Origin of the sequence: Sporolactobacillus kofuensis, from assembly GCF_024125425.1 — a bacterium.
Classification (GTDB): Bacteria; Bacillota; Bacilli; order Bacillales; family Sporolactobacillaceae; genus Sporolactobacillus; species Sporolactobacillus kofuensis.
In genome coordinates this window covers 24,521-39,993 of the sequence record NZ_JAMXWN010000007.1, presented here as the reverse complement: position 1 = coordinate 39,993, position 15,473 = coordinate 24,521, and the positions used below count along the sequence as shown (strand labels likewise).

Here is a 15,473-nt window from a genome sequence, read left to right as displayed (position 1 = left end):
CTCCCTTTTCATAACCGGTAATCGTTCTTGCAAAAAAATTAAAAAACCTCTCATCCTTAACCTGTTAGTTAGGGACGAGAGGTTGATGACTATTAATTCCCGCGGTACCACCCAAATTAGCTTAATAAAAATTATGCTCACTTGAATCCGTAACGTGGGGAAACGACAAGGTACCTAATCAAAGGCAACCCTGTAACTCAAGAGCGAGTTCGCCTAAATTCCCATGCCGATTCACACCAAACACCGGCTCTCTGAAAGGGTTCATTAGCTAGTACTCTCCGTCATTGTGATTTCATTTATAAGGTTGTGCTTCCATTTTATTGATATTGATCAGAGATGTCAACTCGATCGGGCAAAAATCGTTCTTCAGCGACAATACGTTGATACAGATTTTCACATTCCAAAATCCTCAACTTTATGTTTTCGCCATTGTTTGCTAGAATGTGCCTTAGGTAAATGAAGGGAGCCATGACATGGCGGAACAAAAATGGCCGAAACATTTCGGCCCGGATAAACGATATTATTCTTGGAATACCTATCTAAGGCACAAGTTTGGAAGCAAAGTTTTTAAGGTGCCTCTTGATGGCGGCTTCGACTGTCCCAATCGTGATGGAAAAATAGCATGGGGTGGGTGCACCTTCTGCAGTCAGAAAGGGTCCGGGGACTTTGCAGGAAATCGTCGTGACGACCTGATCACTCAATTCAACACCATTAAAGACAAGATGAAAGCCAAATGGCCCCATGCAGACAAGTATATCGGCTACTTTCAAGCGTTCTCAAATACATATGCGCCTGTGGATGTGTTGCGCGAAAGCTATGAAGTCGTTTTAGAACAAGAAGGTGTCATTGGTCTTTCAATTGCAACGCGTCCGGACTGCCTGCCGGATGATGTCGTTGACTATTTGGCTGACTTAAATCAACGCACTTTCCTTTGGCTAGAATTAGGGCTTCAAACTGTACATGACGAAACTGGTCGTCTAATTAACCGCGCACATGATTTTGACTGCTTTGTTGAAGGTGTAGAGAAATTACGCCGCCATCATATACCGGTTTGTGTTCATATTATTGACGGACTGCCTCGAGAAACCCCGGAAATGATGCTTGAAACCGCAAAAGCAGTGGCTAAGCTTGATGTACAAGGGATTAAAATTCATCTGCTCCATTTGCTGAAAAAAACAGCAATGGTAAAACAATACGAAAAAGGTATGCTTCAATTTCTCGATTTCAAAACCTATGTCAATCTTGTCTGTGATCAACTTGAAATTCTCCCGCCTGAAATGATCATCCATAGATTAACCGGTGACGGTCCTGCCGACCTGATGATTGGTCCGATGTGGAGTCTCAACAAATGGGAAGTTCTCGACGCAATTGATGAAGAATTAGCCAGAAGAGACAGTTGGCAAGGAAAATATGCAAAATCACCCATTCATCGTTCGCTCTAAATGCTTTGCCTGATTCGACGGTACAACCAACCGTTTACAAAGAAGAACAAGCCTCTACTGCCGGATTTACGAATTAATTTTCGAGCAAGAACACGTACATTGCGTTGTCTTGCTACTTTTTGATCGGCAAGATAGATACCGAGCAGACCTCGATTAATCATTTTATGAAACTGTTTATCCGGCATGGTTTCAATAGCGCGATCTGCTTCCTCAATAAAATGTTTGAAGCGATTGATCATTTCATCATCGTTGCGATAATACGAACAGAAGTTGAGATCTCCTTCAATGCGATCTTCTTCTTGATCGATGAAATAATCCATGAGGATATGTAAACCCTGCACCCATGGAAAATAACTGTCCTTGATTTGATCAACCAGATGAACCATCTCTCTCCCTCGTGCGGCGGCGTACGACACAATACAGAAGATGCCTAGCGTTGATCCGGAACAAGCCGCAAATTCGTACCAGCTCATCTCAGGAAGATGAGCTTTATTTTTTTGGAACCAAGCAACCAGTCTTGGCACACGCTGATCTTTTTTTACATGCTTGTGTACTTGCAAATCACAATAAAATCCGGCTAATTCATGCAGTGCTGGTTGAATGATTGAGCGTGCGGAAATGTCTGCTAATACATCCTGGCAAGTGGAGACGAGCGCACACAAATAGCCGCCGTCCGCACATTCACCGCGGAATCGATAATAATCGATCATTTTAGATCCTGGTGTGAGCGCATCAATCATTGATTGGTGTAGGCAGCGAAAGTCCTCGGGATCCAGTGACACACTTCGATCGCATAAGTTGTCAAGATAATCACTGATTGTCTGATACGCAACGATAAAAGTGATAAGTTCACGCTGCTTCTGATCAGCCAGGAGACTGTATATTGCTCCGCCCTCACAATGAAAAGTTTTCGTTCTAATACTTGCCAATGCTTGCTTTCTTAATTCCAGATCTGGAATGGCGTGTGCTTTCTGTGTCCATTTATCAAGTTCTTCATGGACGGAAGGTAACACTTTTCGATAAATCTGTGCCATTAAGATTAATGGTCCCGACGGTACAGTCATCTTCACGACCTCCTTACAAATCAATCAATCATCAAAGACTAGCGGTACGAAAAACGATAAAAGTCTCATTGCCTGCAAAGATTATTATTTTTTATGACCGACTCTTCACAAGGATCCCGATGAGTTCTTATTTTTCTCATGATTAATCCTAGTATAACAAACGTTCTCTAAACTTATGTAACTGTATATCAAATAAAAATCGCTTTCCCTTAACTTGCAAGGAAAGCGATTTTGTAACGATTAGGAATGAGTTTGAGTACTTGAGAGCACTTGCTGTTTCAACAGATCCGCTTTGTCTGTTTTCTCCCATGGAAGTTCAATGTCTGTACGTCCGAAATGCCCGTATACCGAAGTCTGCCGGTAAATCGGTCGACGTAAATCCAGCATTTTAATAATCCCTGCCGGCCTCAGATCGAAATTATGACGAATGAGTTGAACGAGTTGTTCTTCAGTTGCCTTGCCGGTGCCAAATGTATCAACAGAAATTGAAACAGGTTCAGCAACACCAATGGCATAAGCAAGCTGGACTTCACACTTTTCAGCAAGTCCTGCAGCCACAATGTTTTTTGCAACATACCTTGCTGCGTATGAGGCAGAACGATCAACTTTTGTTGCATCCTTTCCTGAGAATGCACCGCCTCCATGCCGTGCATATCCGCCGTAGGTATCTACAATAATTTTACGTCCAGTGAGCCCTGCATCGCCTTGGGGTCCGCCAATGACAAAGCGACCGGTCGGATTAATAAAAAATTTCGTTTTTGAATCAATCAATTTTTCAGGAACCGTTGGACGAATAACAAATTCATGCAAATCTTTTTTTATTTGTGCTTCTGTCACATCGGGATCATGTTGTGCGGAAATGACAATGGTATCGATACGTTCCGGATGACCGTCTTCATCGTACTCAACAGTGACCTGGGTTTTACCATCCGGGCGGAGATAGCTAATGGTTTTGTCTTTTCGAACATCAGCCAAACGTTTTGCCAATTTATGTGCAAGCGCTATTGGTAAAGGCATCAGTTCCGGTGTTTCATTGACTGCGAAACCGAACATCAACCCCTGATCACCAGCTCCGATCGCTTCAATTTGATCTTCGGTCATCGTGCCTTCACGAGCTTCAAGTGCCTGATTTACACCTTGCGCAATATCTGCCGACTGCTCTTCGATTGAAGTTAGAATGGCACAGTTAGACGCATCGAACCCATATTTCGCATTATCATAGCCGATCTCCTGAATCGTCTGACGAACTACTTTAGGAATATCTACATAGGTAGATGTTGAAATTTCACCTGTAACAAGCACGAGTCCGGTATTGACCACAGTCTCACATGCAACCCTAGCATTAGGATCTCCCTTAAGGAGTTCATCAAGAATAGCATCTGAAATTTGGTCACAGATCTTATCCGGATGTCCTTCAGTAACTGATTCAGAAGTGAACAACCGTCTTGAATACTTCTTCGTCATTTTTCTTCACCCTGCCTTTCAAACATTATATACAAAATGGTGTCAACGGTACCCAATCCTTATTCTTTTGTTTTCAAGGCAAGAAAAAAGCCCACTCCAATTAAGGAAAGGCCGATTCTTATCGCGTGCCTCTTATTATCAGAAGAAAGGTTATTTTCCTTTCTCTGCAGGTTAGCACCGTACCAATTATTTGGCCGGTTGCCGGGCTTCATCGGGCCTGTCCCTCTGCCTACTCGGAATAAGAGCAGCCGTGTATAAATCACATCATAACGCAGGGAATTTAAACTGTCAACGTATGTTTTCCCTCCAAAATACTTTCTTTGTTGTTCTCTCTGTAACAAATATTTTTTCAGATTGTTTTATCATCAAAAGCTGATTAAAATATTAGTAGGTTACATTTCCATTATTGTGCTATACCGTATTGAATAGGTGAACAATTTAATGAAGAAAGGGCTGTTATCATGAATCAATTATTCTCAGAAACACCCATCTCTGAATTGCTCAAAGTCGGAAATACATTTATTAATCTGTCTGTGCCGGAACTTATTGAACATGCGGTGAAGAAAAATGAAGGCGTTTTAGCAAGTAATGGTGCACTATGTGTCACAACCGGAAAATACACCGGAAGATCTCCTAAAGACAAATTTATTGTGAAAGATGAACTGACTGAAAACATGATTGATTGGAGTCGGAATCAATCCATTAGCGACGACGTCTTCAACACTCTTTATCGGAAACTCACAAATTATTTGTGTATCAAGAAGGACAGGTATGTCTTTAGAGGGTTTGCCGGTGCAGATCCTGAACATAGCCTATCGATACAAATTATTAATGAATTCGCTTGGCAGAACCTCTTCTGCCGACAGCTGTTTATTGAACCTTCTAAAGTAAATTTAAATCAATACCATTCACCCTTTACTGTTCTTTCTGTCCCGGGATTTAAAGCCGATCCGGCTACTGATGGGACAAAATCTGAAGCATTTATTATTATTTCTATAAAACATCGTGCTGTATTAATTGGAGGTACAGAATATGCCGGTGAGATCAAGAAATCCATATTTACGGTCATGAATTACGTTCTTCCACAAAAAGGGATCATGCCGATGCATTGTTCGGCAAACCAGGGGAAAGACGGACGTGTTGCGCTATTCTTTGGGCTATCCGGGACAGGAAAGACGACGCTATCGAATACAACGGATCGCTTATTAATTGGCGATGATGAGCATGGATGGTCGGATCATGGTGTATTTAACATTGAAGGCGGCTGCTATGCCAAAACGATGCGACTGACGCAAGCAAAAGAGCCTCAAATATATGCATGTATTCAGTTTGGATCGGTGCTTGAAAATGTTGTGCTTTCAAGTGCCGATCGTACCCCAGATTACACGAATGGATCGCTTACAGAGAATACACGTGTTGCTTACTCAATGAGCACTGTAAGAAATGCATTGTCTTCGAGTCAAGGCGGACATCCGAGTACCATTATTTTCTTGACCGCAGATGCGTTCGGTGTACTTCCGCCACTAAGTATACTTACGACTGAGCAAGCAATGTATCAATTTCTTTCCGGATATACGAGTAAACTTGCAGGGACAGAGCGTGGTATTATTGATCCGGAAGCGACGTTTTCAACCTGTTTCGGCGCTCCGTTCATGCCTCTTCAAGCAACGAGCTATGCGAAACTCTTAGGCAATTTTATTAACAAATATAATGTAAACGTTTTTATGGTGAATACCGGTTGGATTGGAGGGCCTTTTGGTGTGGGAGAGCGCATCGATCTTTCCTTTACAAGAAAAATGATCCAGGGTGCATTGGACAACTGTTTAAATGAATGTGATACGGTTAACGATCCTATTTTTGGCTTGCGTATTCCAAAGTCATGTCCAGGTGTTCCTAATCATCTTCTTATGCCTTGGAATTCATGGCATAATCAAGAAGCTTATGAACGAGCATCCAAAGCGCTTGCGCATTTGTTTATACGTAATTTTGAGCGCTTCTCAAACGTTCCGGAACTAATTCGGAGTGCCGGTCCAATAAAAGGTCTATGATTCAAAAATGGATTCATAAACAGACGAAGGACTTACCATTTCTTATAGCATGAAACCAAAAAAGTGTAATAAAACACCCTCGACGTCGGCTTCTTCCCTTGCCCAACCTCGAGGGTTTCGTTCAGGCGTTGCAGTTCGCTTTTCTTTCATGGGGCTATACGCGTAACTCAGATACAGGTGTCCATTGCTGTTGGCGAATTGCTTTCATGGATTCAGCAAGAACTTGGTCCTTCATTAAGAAACTGAATTTCTTGTTGTCCTTTATCTTGATCGGCAAATGGCTATACAATCTCGGTCCATCTGTTTCCATGTAATCCTGCTTCAAAACAAGTTGATCAATCTCTGCAAAATATATATTTTTAATGATCTGCTCATTTTTGCCAACAACCTGATATTGGCCAATGTAATAGAGTTGACCAACATGTGCTCCGGTTTCCTCAAACACCTCTCTGGCTGCAGCGTCTTCTGCCTGCTCACCAGCTTCCACTTTTCCTCCTGGAAATTCTAGTCCGCGTTTTGAATGGAGTGTAAGCAGCCATTGTCGATGAAATCGGCAAATAACCCAAACATGTTTCGGTTGCTCAGAAAAAGGCGCTGAGGAAAGCGCAAGATTTACCTTATTCCCATAGAAATCACGAAACATAAAAGATTCATTCAATTGATCTTCACCTCCGCACTACGTCCGCAATCTGCGGATGATTCGTGTCTATTGTAACAAATCTTTTTGTGCTCATGCTTTATCAATTACTAAATAATTAACCAATGTCTTTTTCTTGACTCTTCTGATAGCGTCTCCATTCGTTTTCCAGTTCAGAGAGTGTCCATTCATTTAGACGATCGGATGCTTTTGTCACTAAGTTTTGTTCAAGTACTTTTATCAAATATTTTTTCCGATTCTCAACCGCTCTTCGCAACACGTTAATGTGATTCATGAATGACAGATCATCCAAAAGTAAAGTAAACGGTTACATTATTTTACTTTCTAAATGACCCTTCCTCCCTCCTAAGCATTAATAAAAAACGACGTGTCTGTTTTTACGAATAAGAATCAATATAATGATCATTTAATAGTCACTATGAACGATTATCTAAGTTTTTAAACATTATTATACAATAAAAACGCTTACATATGTATTGATTCTAAAAATCTTATTTAATGCCAGCTATTGGCGTTCAGAAGTGTTCATTAGTGAAAGACGTGAAAATCTGCAATTATGTTTAAGAAATGAATAATGTGGAATACTTACAATAACCCTAACCCCAATTCACTAGAAATCCGCAATCGTTCTGCGGATTTTTTTTTTATTGCTGGGCTCACGCGAAAAATTAGAAAAACCGCGAACAAAAAGGTCCGGTCCATGATCTTGATCAATTATGCTCCGATTGCTCGCTTGTCGCGGACGCACCGAAGGGCACCTGTTCGCGAGGCGTCTCGCATCTTTGCTCATTTTTAAGCAAAAAGTTTCTTTTCTTTTGAAAAATCCTGAGCGCTTTAACGCTCAGGATTTTATCATACGGCTCTTTTTCACTTTATTTGCAAGAGCTTTCTTCTCTTGTTTTGTCATTTTTTTGTACGCCTTGATGAATTTTTCATACTCCGGCATTACCTCTTCCATTAAACCGTATTGCTCAACATGTCCATATTGAATCCATAATGCTTTCTCACAGAACTTCTTCATCTGGCTAATGGAATGGCTAATGAAAAAGATCGTTTTCCCTTTTTCCTTAAATTCATTCATTTTATCAAGACATTTGTCAGCGAACGTTTGATCACCGACGGAAAGTGCCTCATCAATCACCAATATATCCGGATCAATATGAATAGAAATTGCGAAGCCTAGTCTTGATTTCATCCCACTTGAGTAGGTTTTTACCGGTTGATCAATAAAATCACCAATGTCGGCAAATTCAATAATCTGAGGAGTTAATTCTTTTATTTGACTTTTATTAAAGCCAAGCATGAGGCATTTGAGCTCAATGTTCTCTCTACCGGTCAGTTCTTTCTTTAACCCAGACTGAATGGCTATCAATGCCGCTTCTCCATGAGTCTCGACGGTACCTGATGTTGGCGGAATGATACCGGCAATGATGTTGGAAAGTGTTGATTTTCCTGAACCATTGACGCCAATAATACCGACCACATCACCTTTGTTCGCCTCAAAACTAATATCATTCAGGGCGTAAAATGTTTTACCATATCCCTTTGGTGAAATCAGATCGAGAATCTTCTCTGAGTTTTTCGTGTACATTTTATATTTTTTTGATACATTTTTTACCACTACTGATTTTTCCATAAATGGAGGCCCCTTACAAATAATCTACAAAATGATCCCTGAATTTCAGATGGATTGCTGATCCAAAAATCAGAGTTACGAGTACAAATCCCCAGAAGTAAGCTGTATACCAAATGTGATCGAGACCGTACCAAGATGCGCCGAGCAATGTCGAGCGGTAGCCTTGTACAAGATAATACATTGGATTAAGCAACAAAATTTTCTCAATGTAACTCGGCATACCGGCAGCCGTAAGACGCGCAGGTTCCCATAGAAACGGAGTTAAGTAAAACAACATCCGCATAATCGAAATCAGAACCTGATGTACATCACGAATAATCGTAGACAGCGTCGATGTGATCAAGGAAACAGAAAAAAGGAATGCCAATGCAGCAAACATAAAATAAGGCAGTTGAATGATATAGACACTGACGTGATACTTAGTGAATTGCAGAATAACGAAAACAATTCCTGTGATCATCAGATGCTGATAAAATTTTTCAAGAATGACGTAGCTTGGGATCGCGCTCATCGGAAAGTTCATTTTTGCGATAAAACGAATTCGTGAATAAATGGATTTTGACCCTTGGATTATCGCCGGCTGAATGAAAAACCAAACGATAATTCCCGAAATGAGCCAGATTATGTAAGGAGCAACCTGACCGTTGTCGACCGGTATTTTATTGCTTCTTCCCAAGATTTTTCCAAAAACAAGCCAGTAAATGAAGATCTGAATCAATGGGTTAATGACCACCCACGCCGTACCAAGATAATTATTCGTATTCTCACTCTTCAGTTCATAAAGGGACAGTCGCCTGATCAGATAAAAGCTGCTAATCTGTTCCTTAATCACTTTCCATGCAGATTTCATAGTAGTAATCCTTCCAATGAACATTTCTATTAGTAAATTCCGTAAAACTCACAAAGTCAACTTTACCACAGGGACTGTAGAAAAGAAAAGCGGATTCAAGAGCTCGTCATTATTTTTTCGTGATACTTACTCTTTCTGTGACCGCTCATCCTTGAATTCTAAATAACCTTTAATAAAATAGAATAATTTTTTCATTCATAGGGAAAATAACTCAAGATCTAAAGATACTCATGTGAACCGGAAGAGAAAGAGTTAATACTGAAACTAATGTTCGTGCTATTATTTGCTCACCAAAGGATGGATAGAAAATGGTTTGTATTTTTTTATTCCTAAGTTATTTTATTTTTCTCTTTCTATTCTTAGTTTTTATTTTACTTCGGTTCAATTTTTTTGCATTACTCTTCACATACATCCTCGTTTTATTTCCAAATATTATACCGTTCATTGTGCTTTATATAGAACAAAGTAAGGTAGAAAAGAAAAAAGCAAAAATTTCGGAGCACGCAAACGGTAATTAATGTAATGAAACGGAGCACATACTATGTTTTGGAAGAAGAAACGACTTGATCAAGTAGATCCGGACACACCGGTTAAAACCATAGCTGATTTAATCAATCAATTAAAATCCAACCCGGATTTCACCCATTTTAAACACAAGGGTGAAACATTTACCTGCTGGGTTTCTTTTATTCAGACAATGGTCGATGTTGATTACATCCATCGTGATATTTTCCCTGTACTTTACAGTAATCGCGTACATAATATCGCGGATGCGCAAGCAACCCTTCCGGTTGAGAAAATAATTCGAACCAAAGATATGGCCGTCATACAGTCCAAATTGCTTGAAGGATTTATTATCATCCAAGAAAATGAAAATCGACCGGACTGCCTGGTCATTCCATCAATAAAGGCACAGGGGAGGCAAGTTGACCAGCCGGAAATTGAAACAAGTATTATTGGCCCTCGTGAATCCTTTATTGAATCCATTGATGCGAATATTAATTTGGTCCGCAAACGCATTCCGATTCCTCAATTTTCAGTCGAAGAAATGCGCGTTGGCAAAATGTCGCGGACACGCGTCTGTATTCTCTATGTTGAGGGCATTGCGAACAAAGAAAATCTGAATACCATTAAGCAAAGAATTACGGACTTGGAAATCGTCAATTTGATCGATGCAACAAACCTGGCCTTGCTGATTGCCGATAATTCGAATTCCATTTTTCCTCAATTTCTCGATACAGAACGCCCAGATCGTGTAGCTGGAGCAATGTGTGAGGGGAAAATTGCTGTTGTGGTGGATGGATCACCGACCGCTTTAATTCTTCCTTCAACAATTGTCGAATTTTTCGCTGCCTATGACGATTATTTTCTTGCCTGGCCGATTGCTTCGAGTTATCGTCTACTGAGACTTTTCGCAATTGCCTTCTCCGCAGCGTCTTCAGCATTGTATGTCGCTGTTCTCACCTATCATTATCAATTAGTACCAAAAGATTTGATGGGGACGTTAATTGTTTCGAGAAGCTCGGTTCCTTACGACCCAATTATAGAAGTTTTATTGCTGGAGATTATGATTGAACTGCTCAGGGAAGCAGGGGCGCGCCTGCCAACAAAAGTGGGACAGACGATTGGTATTGTGGGTGGTATTGTTATTGGAACAGCGTCTGTCCAAGCCGGCGTGACCAGCAATATTTTATTGATCATTATTGCCATGTCGGCACTAGCTGCATTTATTACGCCCAACTATAGAATGGCGACAACGATTCGATTTATCCGATTTCCATTTATTATCTCGGCACAGATCCTTGGCTTACTTGGAGTTGCTCTATGCTTCATGGCTTTTGTTTGCCATTTGATCAAATTGACCTCGCTTGGACGGCCGTTTATTGAACCTATTTATCCCGTACGTGTCACCGATTTAAAGGATGCTTACATTCGCTTACCCTTGAATCAACAGACGATGCGTCCACTGTTTCTACGGTCAGGAGATGCTCATCGTTCAAATCAAAAACGCTTGCTTGCAAAAAAAGGAAAACATTCGCCAGACATTGATGAGTAAGCGAACGGATACCATGAGGAGATTGAGACGTGATGAAGAAAATCAATGAAACCCATACAGTCGGTCCACTAGCTGCCTTTTTTATCCCACAAGCGATGCAAATCGGCGTGGGTTTTCTTTCTTTTGCTAGTGTTGTCACAAAAGCGAGCGGGCAAGATGCATGGATTGCGGTCTTGATCAGCGGTCTTTCTACGCTTCTTGTCATGTGGTTCATTCTGCGCCTTCTTGAAAATGAACGAAAATATGGAACGCCAGATCTATTTTCCGTGCATTACCGTATCTTTGGCAAACGGATCGGCGCTATACTGAACTTTTTATCCTTCCTTTATGTCATTGGCTTTTCTGTCGCTTACTTGAGGAGCATCATTGAAATTCTTCAAGTTGAGATCTTTAATCAATTATCCACGCTTTCTTTTTCAATCTTATTTTGCCTCATTGTTTGGTACATCGTTATAGGCGGAATCCGAAATATACTTGGTGTTTGTCTGCTCAGTTTTATTTATCTTGTGCCCGTATTTTCAACAGCTATATTCGTTGTTCCGCACGCGCATTTTTCCAATCTGTTGCCGATATTTGATCACGGCCTACAGGACATTTTATCCTCTAGCTTCGTGTCCACATTTGCCTATCTTGGCTTTGAATTTCTCTTATTTGTCTATCCATTTATTAAAAGCCCAAAAGATGCAAAGAAATGGGCGTACTTTGGTCTTCTTACAACCATGTATACCTACTTGATGATTGTTCTTCTCTCCATTCTCTTTTTTGGTCAAGGAGAATTGCAGAACACGATTTGGCCCGCACTTACCTTTTGGAAGAGCGTCCGGTTTCCATTTTTGGAACACATTGACATCATTTGCGTCATTATTTTGCTCTGGAACCTTGTTCCTGTGATCAGTCTCTGTTCCTGGGTTCTTGCACGGGGCATCAAATTCACCTTTCCAAATGTGAAAATGAAATATTCATTAATTGGCATTTTAATTCTTACCATTGTGCTTACTGTACTTATTCAAAATGGTGAACAAGTCAAACAAGTAGGCGCTCTCATAAACAACTCCGGATTTATCTTTATTTATCTCTACATTCCTTTACTTCTTTTTTGCCAATGGCTAAAAAAAATTCTTTCTGGAGAATCCGCATGAAGCGAAAAATAACCCTAACTTCACTTTTTCTTTGTTTCATTTTTCTCGCAGGCTGCATTCCAACCAGTATCATCGATGATATCCTGATTATAGAAGGAGAGGGCTATGATTATATTGGAAATGGAAAAGTAATCGGAACAATTACGATGCCGAACTTTGTTCAAAGCGGCAATCAGGGGAGCCAAGGGGCAGGTATGCCTACAACCGCATCAATGATTCGTAACCTCAGCGGGAAAACCTATGATGGCAAATCGTTAGTCGATAAATTTCAATCCGAGGGTCAGAGAGTCATCCGTCCAGGCAAGATTCGATTAATACTTTATAATAAACGACTGGCAAAACACGGCTTAGCCAAGCAATTAACGTTCCGTAATCGCGATCCGGATGTACCGCGTGATCTGAATTTAGCAATTGTCGATGGCAGCTGCAAAGAGTTACTCACATCAGAGAATTATCAAACCCAAATTCCTATTGCACGCTATGTACAGGATATGATCATTCATAACAATGAACAGAATTATCCGGATAGTGATCTGTCCACCTTTTTGTATGCATACTATGGAACTTATATGGATCCCTTTATGCCTATAATTCGGAAAAAGGATGATCATATTGAAATGCGGGGACTCGCATTATTCAAACGTGATAAGTATGTGATGAGTATTTCTGAAAATAAAGCCTTTATTTTTAAAATGCTCTATCAGAATTTCAATCAAGGGGTCTATGACTTCCAATTTGCGCCGGGAAAACATATTGCCTTGCGTAATGTGCACACTTCGGTCAGTTATAACGTTCGGAACGGTAACAGCACCTCACCAGAGATCTTCGCAAAGGTTAAGATCATCGGACAAGTCCGTCAGGCATACCCTGGATCGATCAGTAAAGCAACAGCACCTAGAATGGAAAGAAAGTTGGAAAGAGATTTGGCTTATCAAGCCAAAAAACTCGTACACCAACTTCAAAAAAAAGGGATCGACCCGTTGCAATTGGGCGATCAAGTCAGAAGTTTCACGTATCATTTTGATGGGAAATCCTGGCCTGAACGTTATCGCCAAGCACATTTTCATTGCAAAATATCTGTTAAGATTCAGCAAACGGGTATCTCCAGCTGACCATGAAGTTCTTCGGAGGGGAGGTTAGAAAAGTGTAGTGCAAGACGCCTGCGGGTTATGCCTGATGATCGCGAACCAAGTGAGACCCCGCAGATCACACGCATGTATGAGAACGTCCACGGATCGCCCGCGACAAGCGCGGACCAAAAGCTCCATTACGAGAAAAGCCTGACACATGCCATAGGTGCTAAAATTTTCATCGCGTTCAATAAAATGTTATAATAGTATGATTAACAGGGAAGGGGATTTTGATCGATGGGATTTAATCGCGGTCCGCAAGAACCAATTCCAGAAGCAGAAACGGCGATCTGGACATGTACCAACGACTCATGCTCCGGGTGGATGAGGGATGCTTTTTCGTTTGATAGCCAACCCACTTGTCCGCTTTGCCATTCCGAAATGAAAAAAGAAACAAAAATGCTGCCAGTCATTGATTGACCCATTTAGATTTGTGATTTAGTTTAGCTTCGTTCATAAAGCAGGACGATTCTTCTGACTCCTCAGAATGATCGTCCTGCATTTCTTTTGATTGCATGCATTCAATTATGGATATACGTTGAGAATGGTATAGAGGAACCCTTATCACAATGAACCGCACAAATAAGGGTTCAAAACTAGGAAGATGACATAATTTGTACTAAGTGAACGTATCGGTCACCCCCACAATCAATTCGACCTAGAAATCTTCATTTCTTCGCATTTTACGATACAATAGACAGGTAGGACAGAAGGTGATCTCTTGAAATTAACGAAAATGAAAAGAAAATATGCCGATCGGCGTGGCTGGCGCCGCATCATCTCCAGCAACACAATGAAGAAGGATTTCATTTGGCCCGCTTTTCATGGTGAAGCCGTATTAATTCAGTTTAATGAAATCAAGGCCCCTCTTTCTGTGGTCTATGGTGGAATACGTACGAAAACAGTTGACCAAAATTATTCTTGGCTTCAACTCTTTCCTTCCCATGGCTCTCAATTTGTGCTCACAGCCATGTTCAATGCACAACATCAATTGGTGCAATGCTACTTCGATGTTGTTCATCAGGTTGGTAAAGACGAAAGCGGCACACCTTGGTTTGATGATCTCTACTTAGATATCATCCTCTTCCCGAATCACCGGCTCTATCTGGTTGATGAGGATGAATTAAATGAAGCACTGGATAATGGCATTATTACACCGGAAATGTATGAAAAGGCATGGAAGACTGCCCATTCTCTAATGTCCTCGATTAAGAGAGATCCTGAAAAATTTCTGAATCTTGTTCGTGACTTACATCATACATTTCCAATTTAATAAATGATGGGTGGGTTTATTTATGAGTGTACAGATTATGCCTATGCCGAAAATTGATTTTTCATCGTACTTGGCGCATTCCGTGGAGGAATACGCAAAAGAAAAACAAGTGTCCGGAGCATGGTCAGCCGATGAAGCGATTCAAAATGCACGGGCCGATATTCATCGACTACTCCCCCAAGGCTATGACACGCCGAATCATCAGTTTCTTTCATTGGTCGATCCTTCAGGGATCAAGGTCGGCATATTTTGGATCCATATCTCGCCGAGAAACCGTGAGGCTTTTATTTATGATTTTGAGATCTTTGAAGCTTATCGTAATCTTGGGCTTGGACAATCAGCCATGCAAGCACTCTTCGCCTATTGCCATCATCTTGGACTGATCAAAATCAGCCTCCATGTGTTCGCCCACAACACGCGTGCGTACCATGTTTATCAGAAGCTTGGTTTTTTGGATACGGACATCAATATGAGCAAATTATTATAGTCTCACATAAAACTCAAACAATTGCTTATGTTAAACAACAGGAGGTGGCCACCATGTCAGAGTCAAGAAGAAAAGAGTATCGGTCATCAAAAGGAGCAACCGCTTCAAGTGTTACCCCAGCCGGTCGCTCCCAAGATGACCACCAATCGCCCGTTTCCAAACTGGAAGAACGCGCCCGTAAAAACAAATAGATCATGCAAAAATCCGGAAATGAACAGCGAAATCG

At 41.0% G+C, this 15,473-nt stretch carries 15 protein-coding genes, 1 riboswitch and 1 other annotated feature; of the genes, 9 read left to right on the top strand and 6 right to left on the bottom strand.

Features of this window, described 5'->3' with window-relative positions:
* Window positions 1-67: 67 nt before the first annotated feature.
* Window positions 68-294 (bottom strand) — a binding site (T-box leader).
* 179 nt (window positions 295-473) lie between these two features.
* Window positions 474-1,442, top strand: coding sequence for a tRNA modification radical SAM protein MnmL/YtqA (gene mnmL / locus NIE32_RS07185; RefSeq protein WP_253054328.1), 969 nt, complete (start codon window positions 474-476; stop codon window positions 1,440-1,442).
* On the opposite strand, the gene NIE32_RS07180 is transcribed toward mnmL, so the two are convergent.
* Together NIE32_RS07180 and metK are read right to left on the bottom strand one after the other, a co-directional pair.
* On the bottom strand, window positions 1,439-2,506 hold the full coding sequence (locus NIE32_RS07180) for a tetraprenyl-beta-curcumene synthase family protein (RefSeq protein WP_253054327.1): 1,068 nt from the start codon (window positions 2,504-2,506) through the stop codon (window positions 1,439-1,441). The two genes, mnmL and NIE32_RS07180, sit on opposite strands and share 4 nt — an antisense overlap.
* A 240-nt stretch (window positions 2,507-2,746) precedes the next feature.
* Window positions 2,747-3,970 (bottom strand): methionine adenosyltransferase, encoded by a 1,224-nt coding sequence (metK, locus tag NIE32_RS07175; protein ID WP_253054326.1) that lies wholly within the window; start codon window positions 3,968-3,970, stop codon window positions 2,747-2,749.
* 129 nt (window positions 3,971-4,099) lie between these two features.
* A riboswitch (SAM riboswitch) is annotated at window positions 4,100-4,215 on the bottom strand.
* Window positions 4,216-4,431: 216 nt separating this feature from the next.
* Here metK and pckA point away from each other — a divergent pair.
* Window positions 4,432-6,018 (top strand): phosphoenolpyruvate carboxykinase (ATP), encoded by a 1,587-nt coding sequence (gene pckA / locus NIE32_RS07170; RefSeq protein ID WP_253054325.1) that lies wholly within the window; start codon window positions 4,432-4,434, stop codon window positions 6,016-6,018.
* Window positions 6,019-6,172: 154 nt separating this feature from the next.
* On the opposite strand, the gene ytkD is transcribed toward pckA, so the two are convergent.
* The 4 genes from ytkD to NIE32_RS07150 all read right to left on the bottom strand — a co-directional run bounded on the left by ytkD (window position 6,173) and on the right by NIE32_RS07150 (window position 9,162).
* Window positions 6,173-6,676 (bottom strand): RNA deprotection pyrophosphohydrolase, encoded by a 504-nt coding sequence (ytkD, locus tag NIE32_RS07165; RefSeq protein WP_290443500.1) that lies wholly within the window; start codon window positions 6,674-6,676, stop codon window positions 6,173-6,175.
* 97 nt (window positions 6,677-6,773) lie between these two features.
* Window positions 6,774-6,950, bottom strand: a complete 177-nt coding sequence (fbpA, locus tag NIE32_RS07160; protein ID WP_253054324.1) for a Fur-regulated basic protein FbpA — start codon at window positions 6,948-6,950, stop codon at window positions 6,774-6,776.
* A gap of 567 nt (window positions 6,951-7,517) precedes the next feature.
* A complete protein-coding gene (gene tagH, locus NIE32_RS07155; RefSeq protein ID WP_253054323.1) occupies window positions 7,518-8,312 on the bottom strand; it encodes a teichoic acids export ABC transporter ATP-binding subunit TagH in 795 nt (264 codons plus the stop codon).
* A gap of 13 nt (window positions 8,313-8,325) precedes the next feature.
* Window positions 8,326-9,162, bottom strand: a complete 837-nt coding sequence (locus NIE32_RS07150; protein ID WP_253054321.1) for an ABC transporter permease — start codon at window positions 9,160-9,162, stop codon at window positions 8,326-8,328.
* A 541-nt stretch (window positions 9,163-9,703) separates the two neighbouring features.
* Between NIE32_RS07150 and NIE32_RS07145 the strand changes: the two genes are divergently transcribed.
* The 7 genes from NIE32_RS07145 (at window position 9,704) to NIE32_RS07115 (ending at window position 15,438) form a co-directional block, all read left to right on the top strand.
* Complete coding sequence (locus NIE32_RS07145; RefSeq protein WP_253054320.1) at window positions 9,704-11,218, top strand: spore germination protein; 1,515 nt, start codon at window positions 9,704-9,706, stop codon at window positions 11,216-11,218.
* 32 nt (window positions 11,219-11,250) lie between these two features.
* A complete protein-coding gene (locus NIE32_RS07140) occupies window positions 11,251-12,357 on the top strand; it encodes a GerAB/ArcD/ProY family transporter (protein ID WP_253054502.1) in 1,107 nt (368 codons plus the stop codon).
* A complete protein-coding gene (locus NIE32_RS07135; RefSeq protein WP_253054318.1) occupies window positions 12,354-13,469 on the top strand; it encodes a Ger(x)C family spore germination protein in 1,116 nt (371 codons plus the stop codon). The genes NIE32_RS07140 and NIE32_RS07135 overlap by 4 nt, the downstream gene beginning before the upstream one ends.
* Window positions 13,470-13,724: 255 nt before the next feature.
* A complete protein-coding gene (locus NIE32_RS07130) occupies window positions 13,725-13,907 on the top strand; it encodes a cold-shock protein (RefSeq protein ID WP_253054316.1) in 183 nt (60 codons plus the stop codon).
* Between the two features lie 301 nt (window positions 13,908-14,208).
* Window positions 14,209-14,760 (top strand): ribonuclease FAU-1 family protein, encoded by a 552-nt coding sequence (locus tag NIE32_RS07125; RefSeq protein ID WP_253054315.1) that lies wholly within the window; start codon window positions 14,209-14,211, stop codon window positions 14,758-14,760.
* A gap of 22 nt (window positions 14,761-14,782) precedes the next feature.
* Window positions 14,783-15,247: a GNAT family N-acetyltransferase gene (locus NIE32_RS07120; RefSeq protein WP_253054314.1), complete on the top strand. Its 465-nt coding sequence runs from the start codon at window positions 14,783-14,785 to the stop codon at window positions 15,245-15,247.
* A 53-nt stretch (window positions 15,248-15,300) separates the two neighbouring features.
* Window positions 15,301-15,438, top strand: a complete 138-nt coding sequence (locus tag NIE32_RS07115; RefSeq protein ID WP_253054313.1) for a hypothetical protein — start codon at window positions 15,301-15,303, stop codon at window positions 15,436-15,438.
* The last annotated feature ends 35 nt before the right edge of the window (window positions 15,439-15,473 follow it).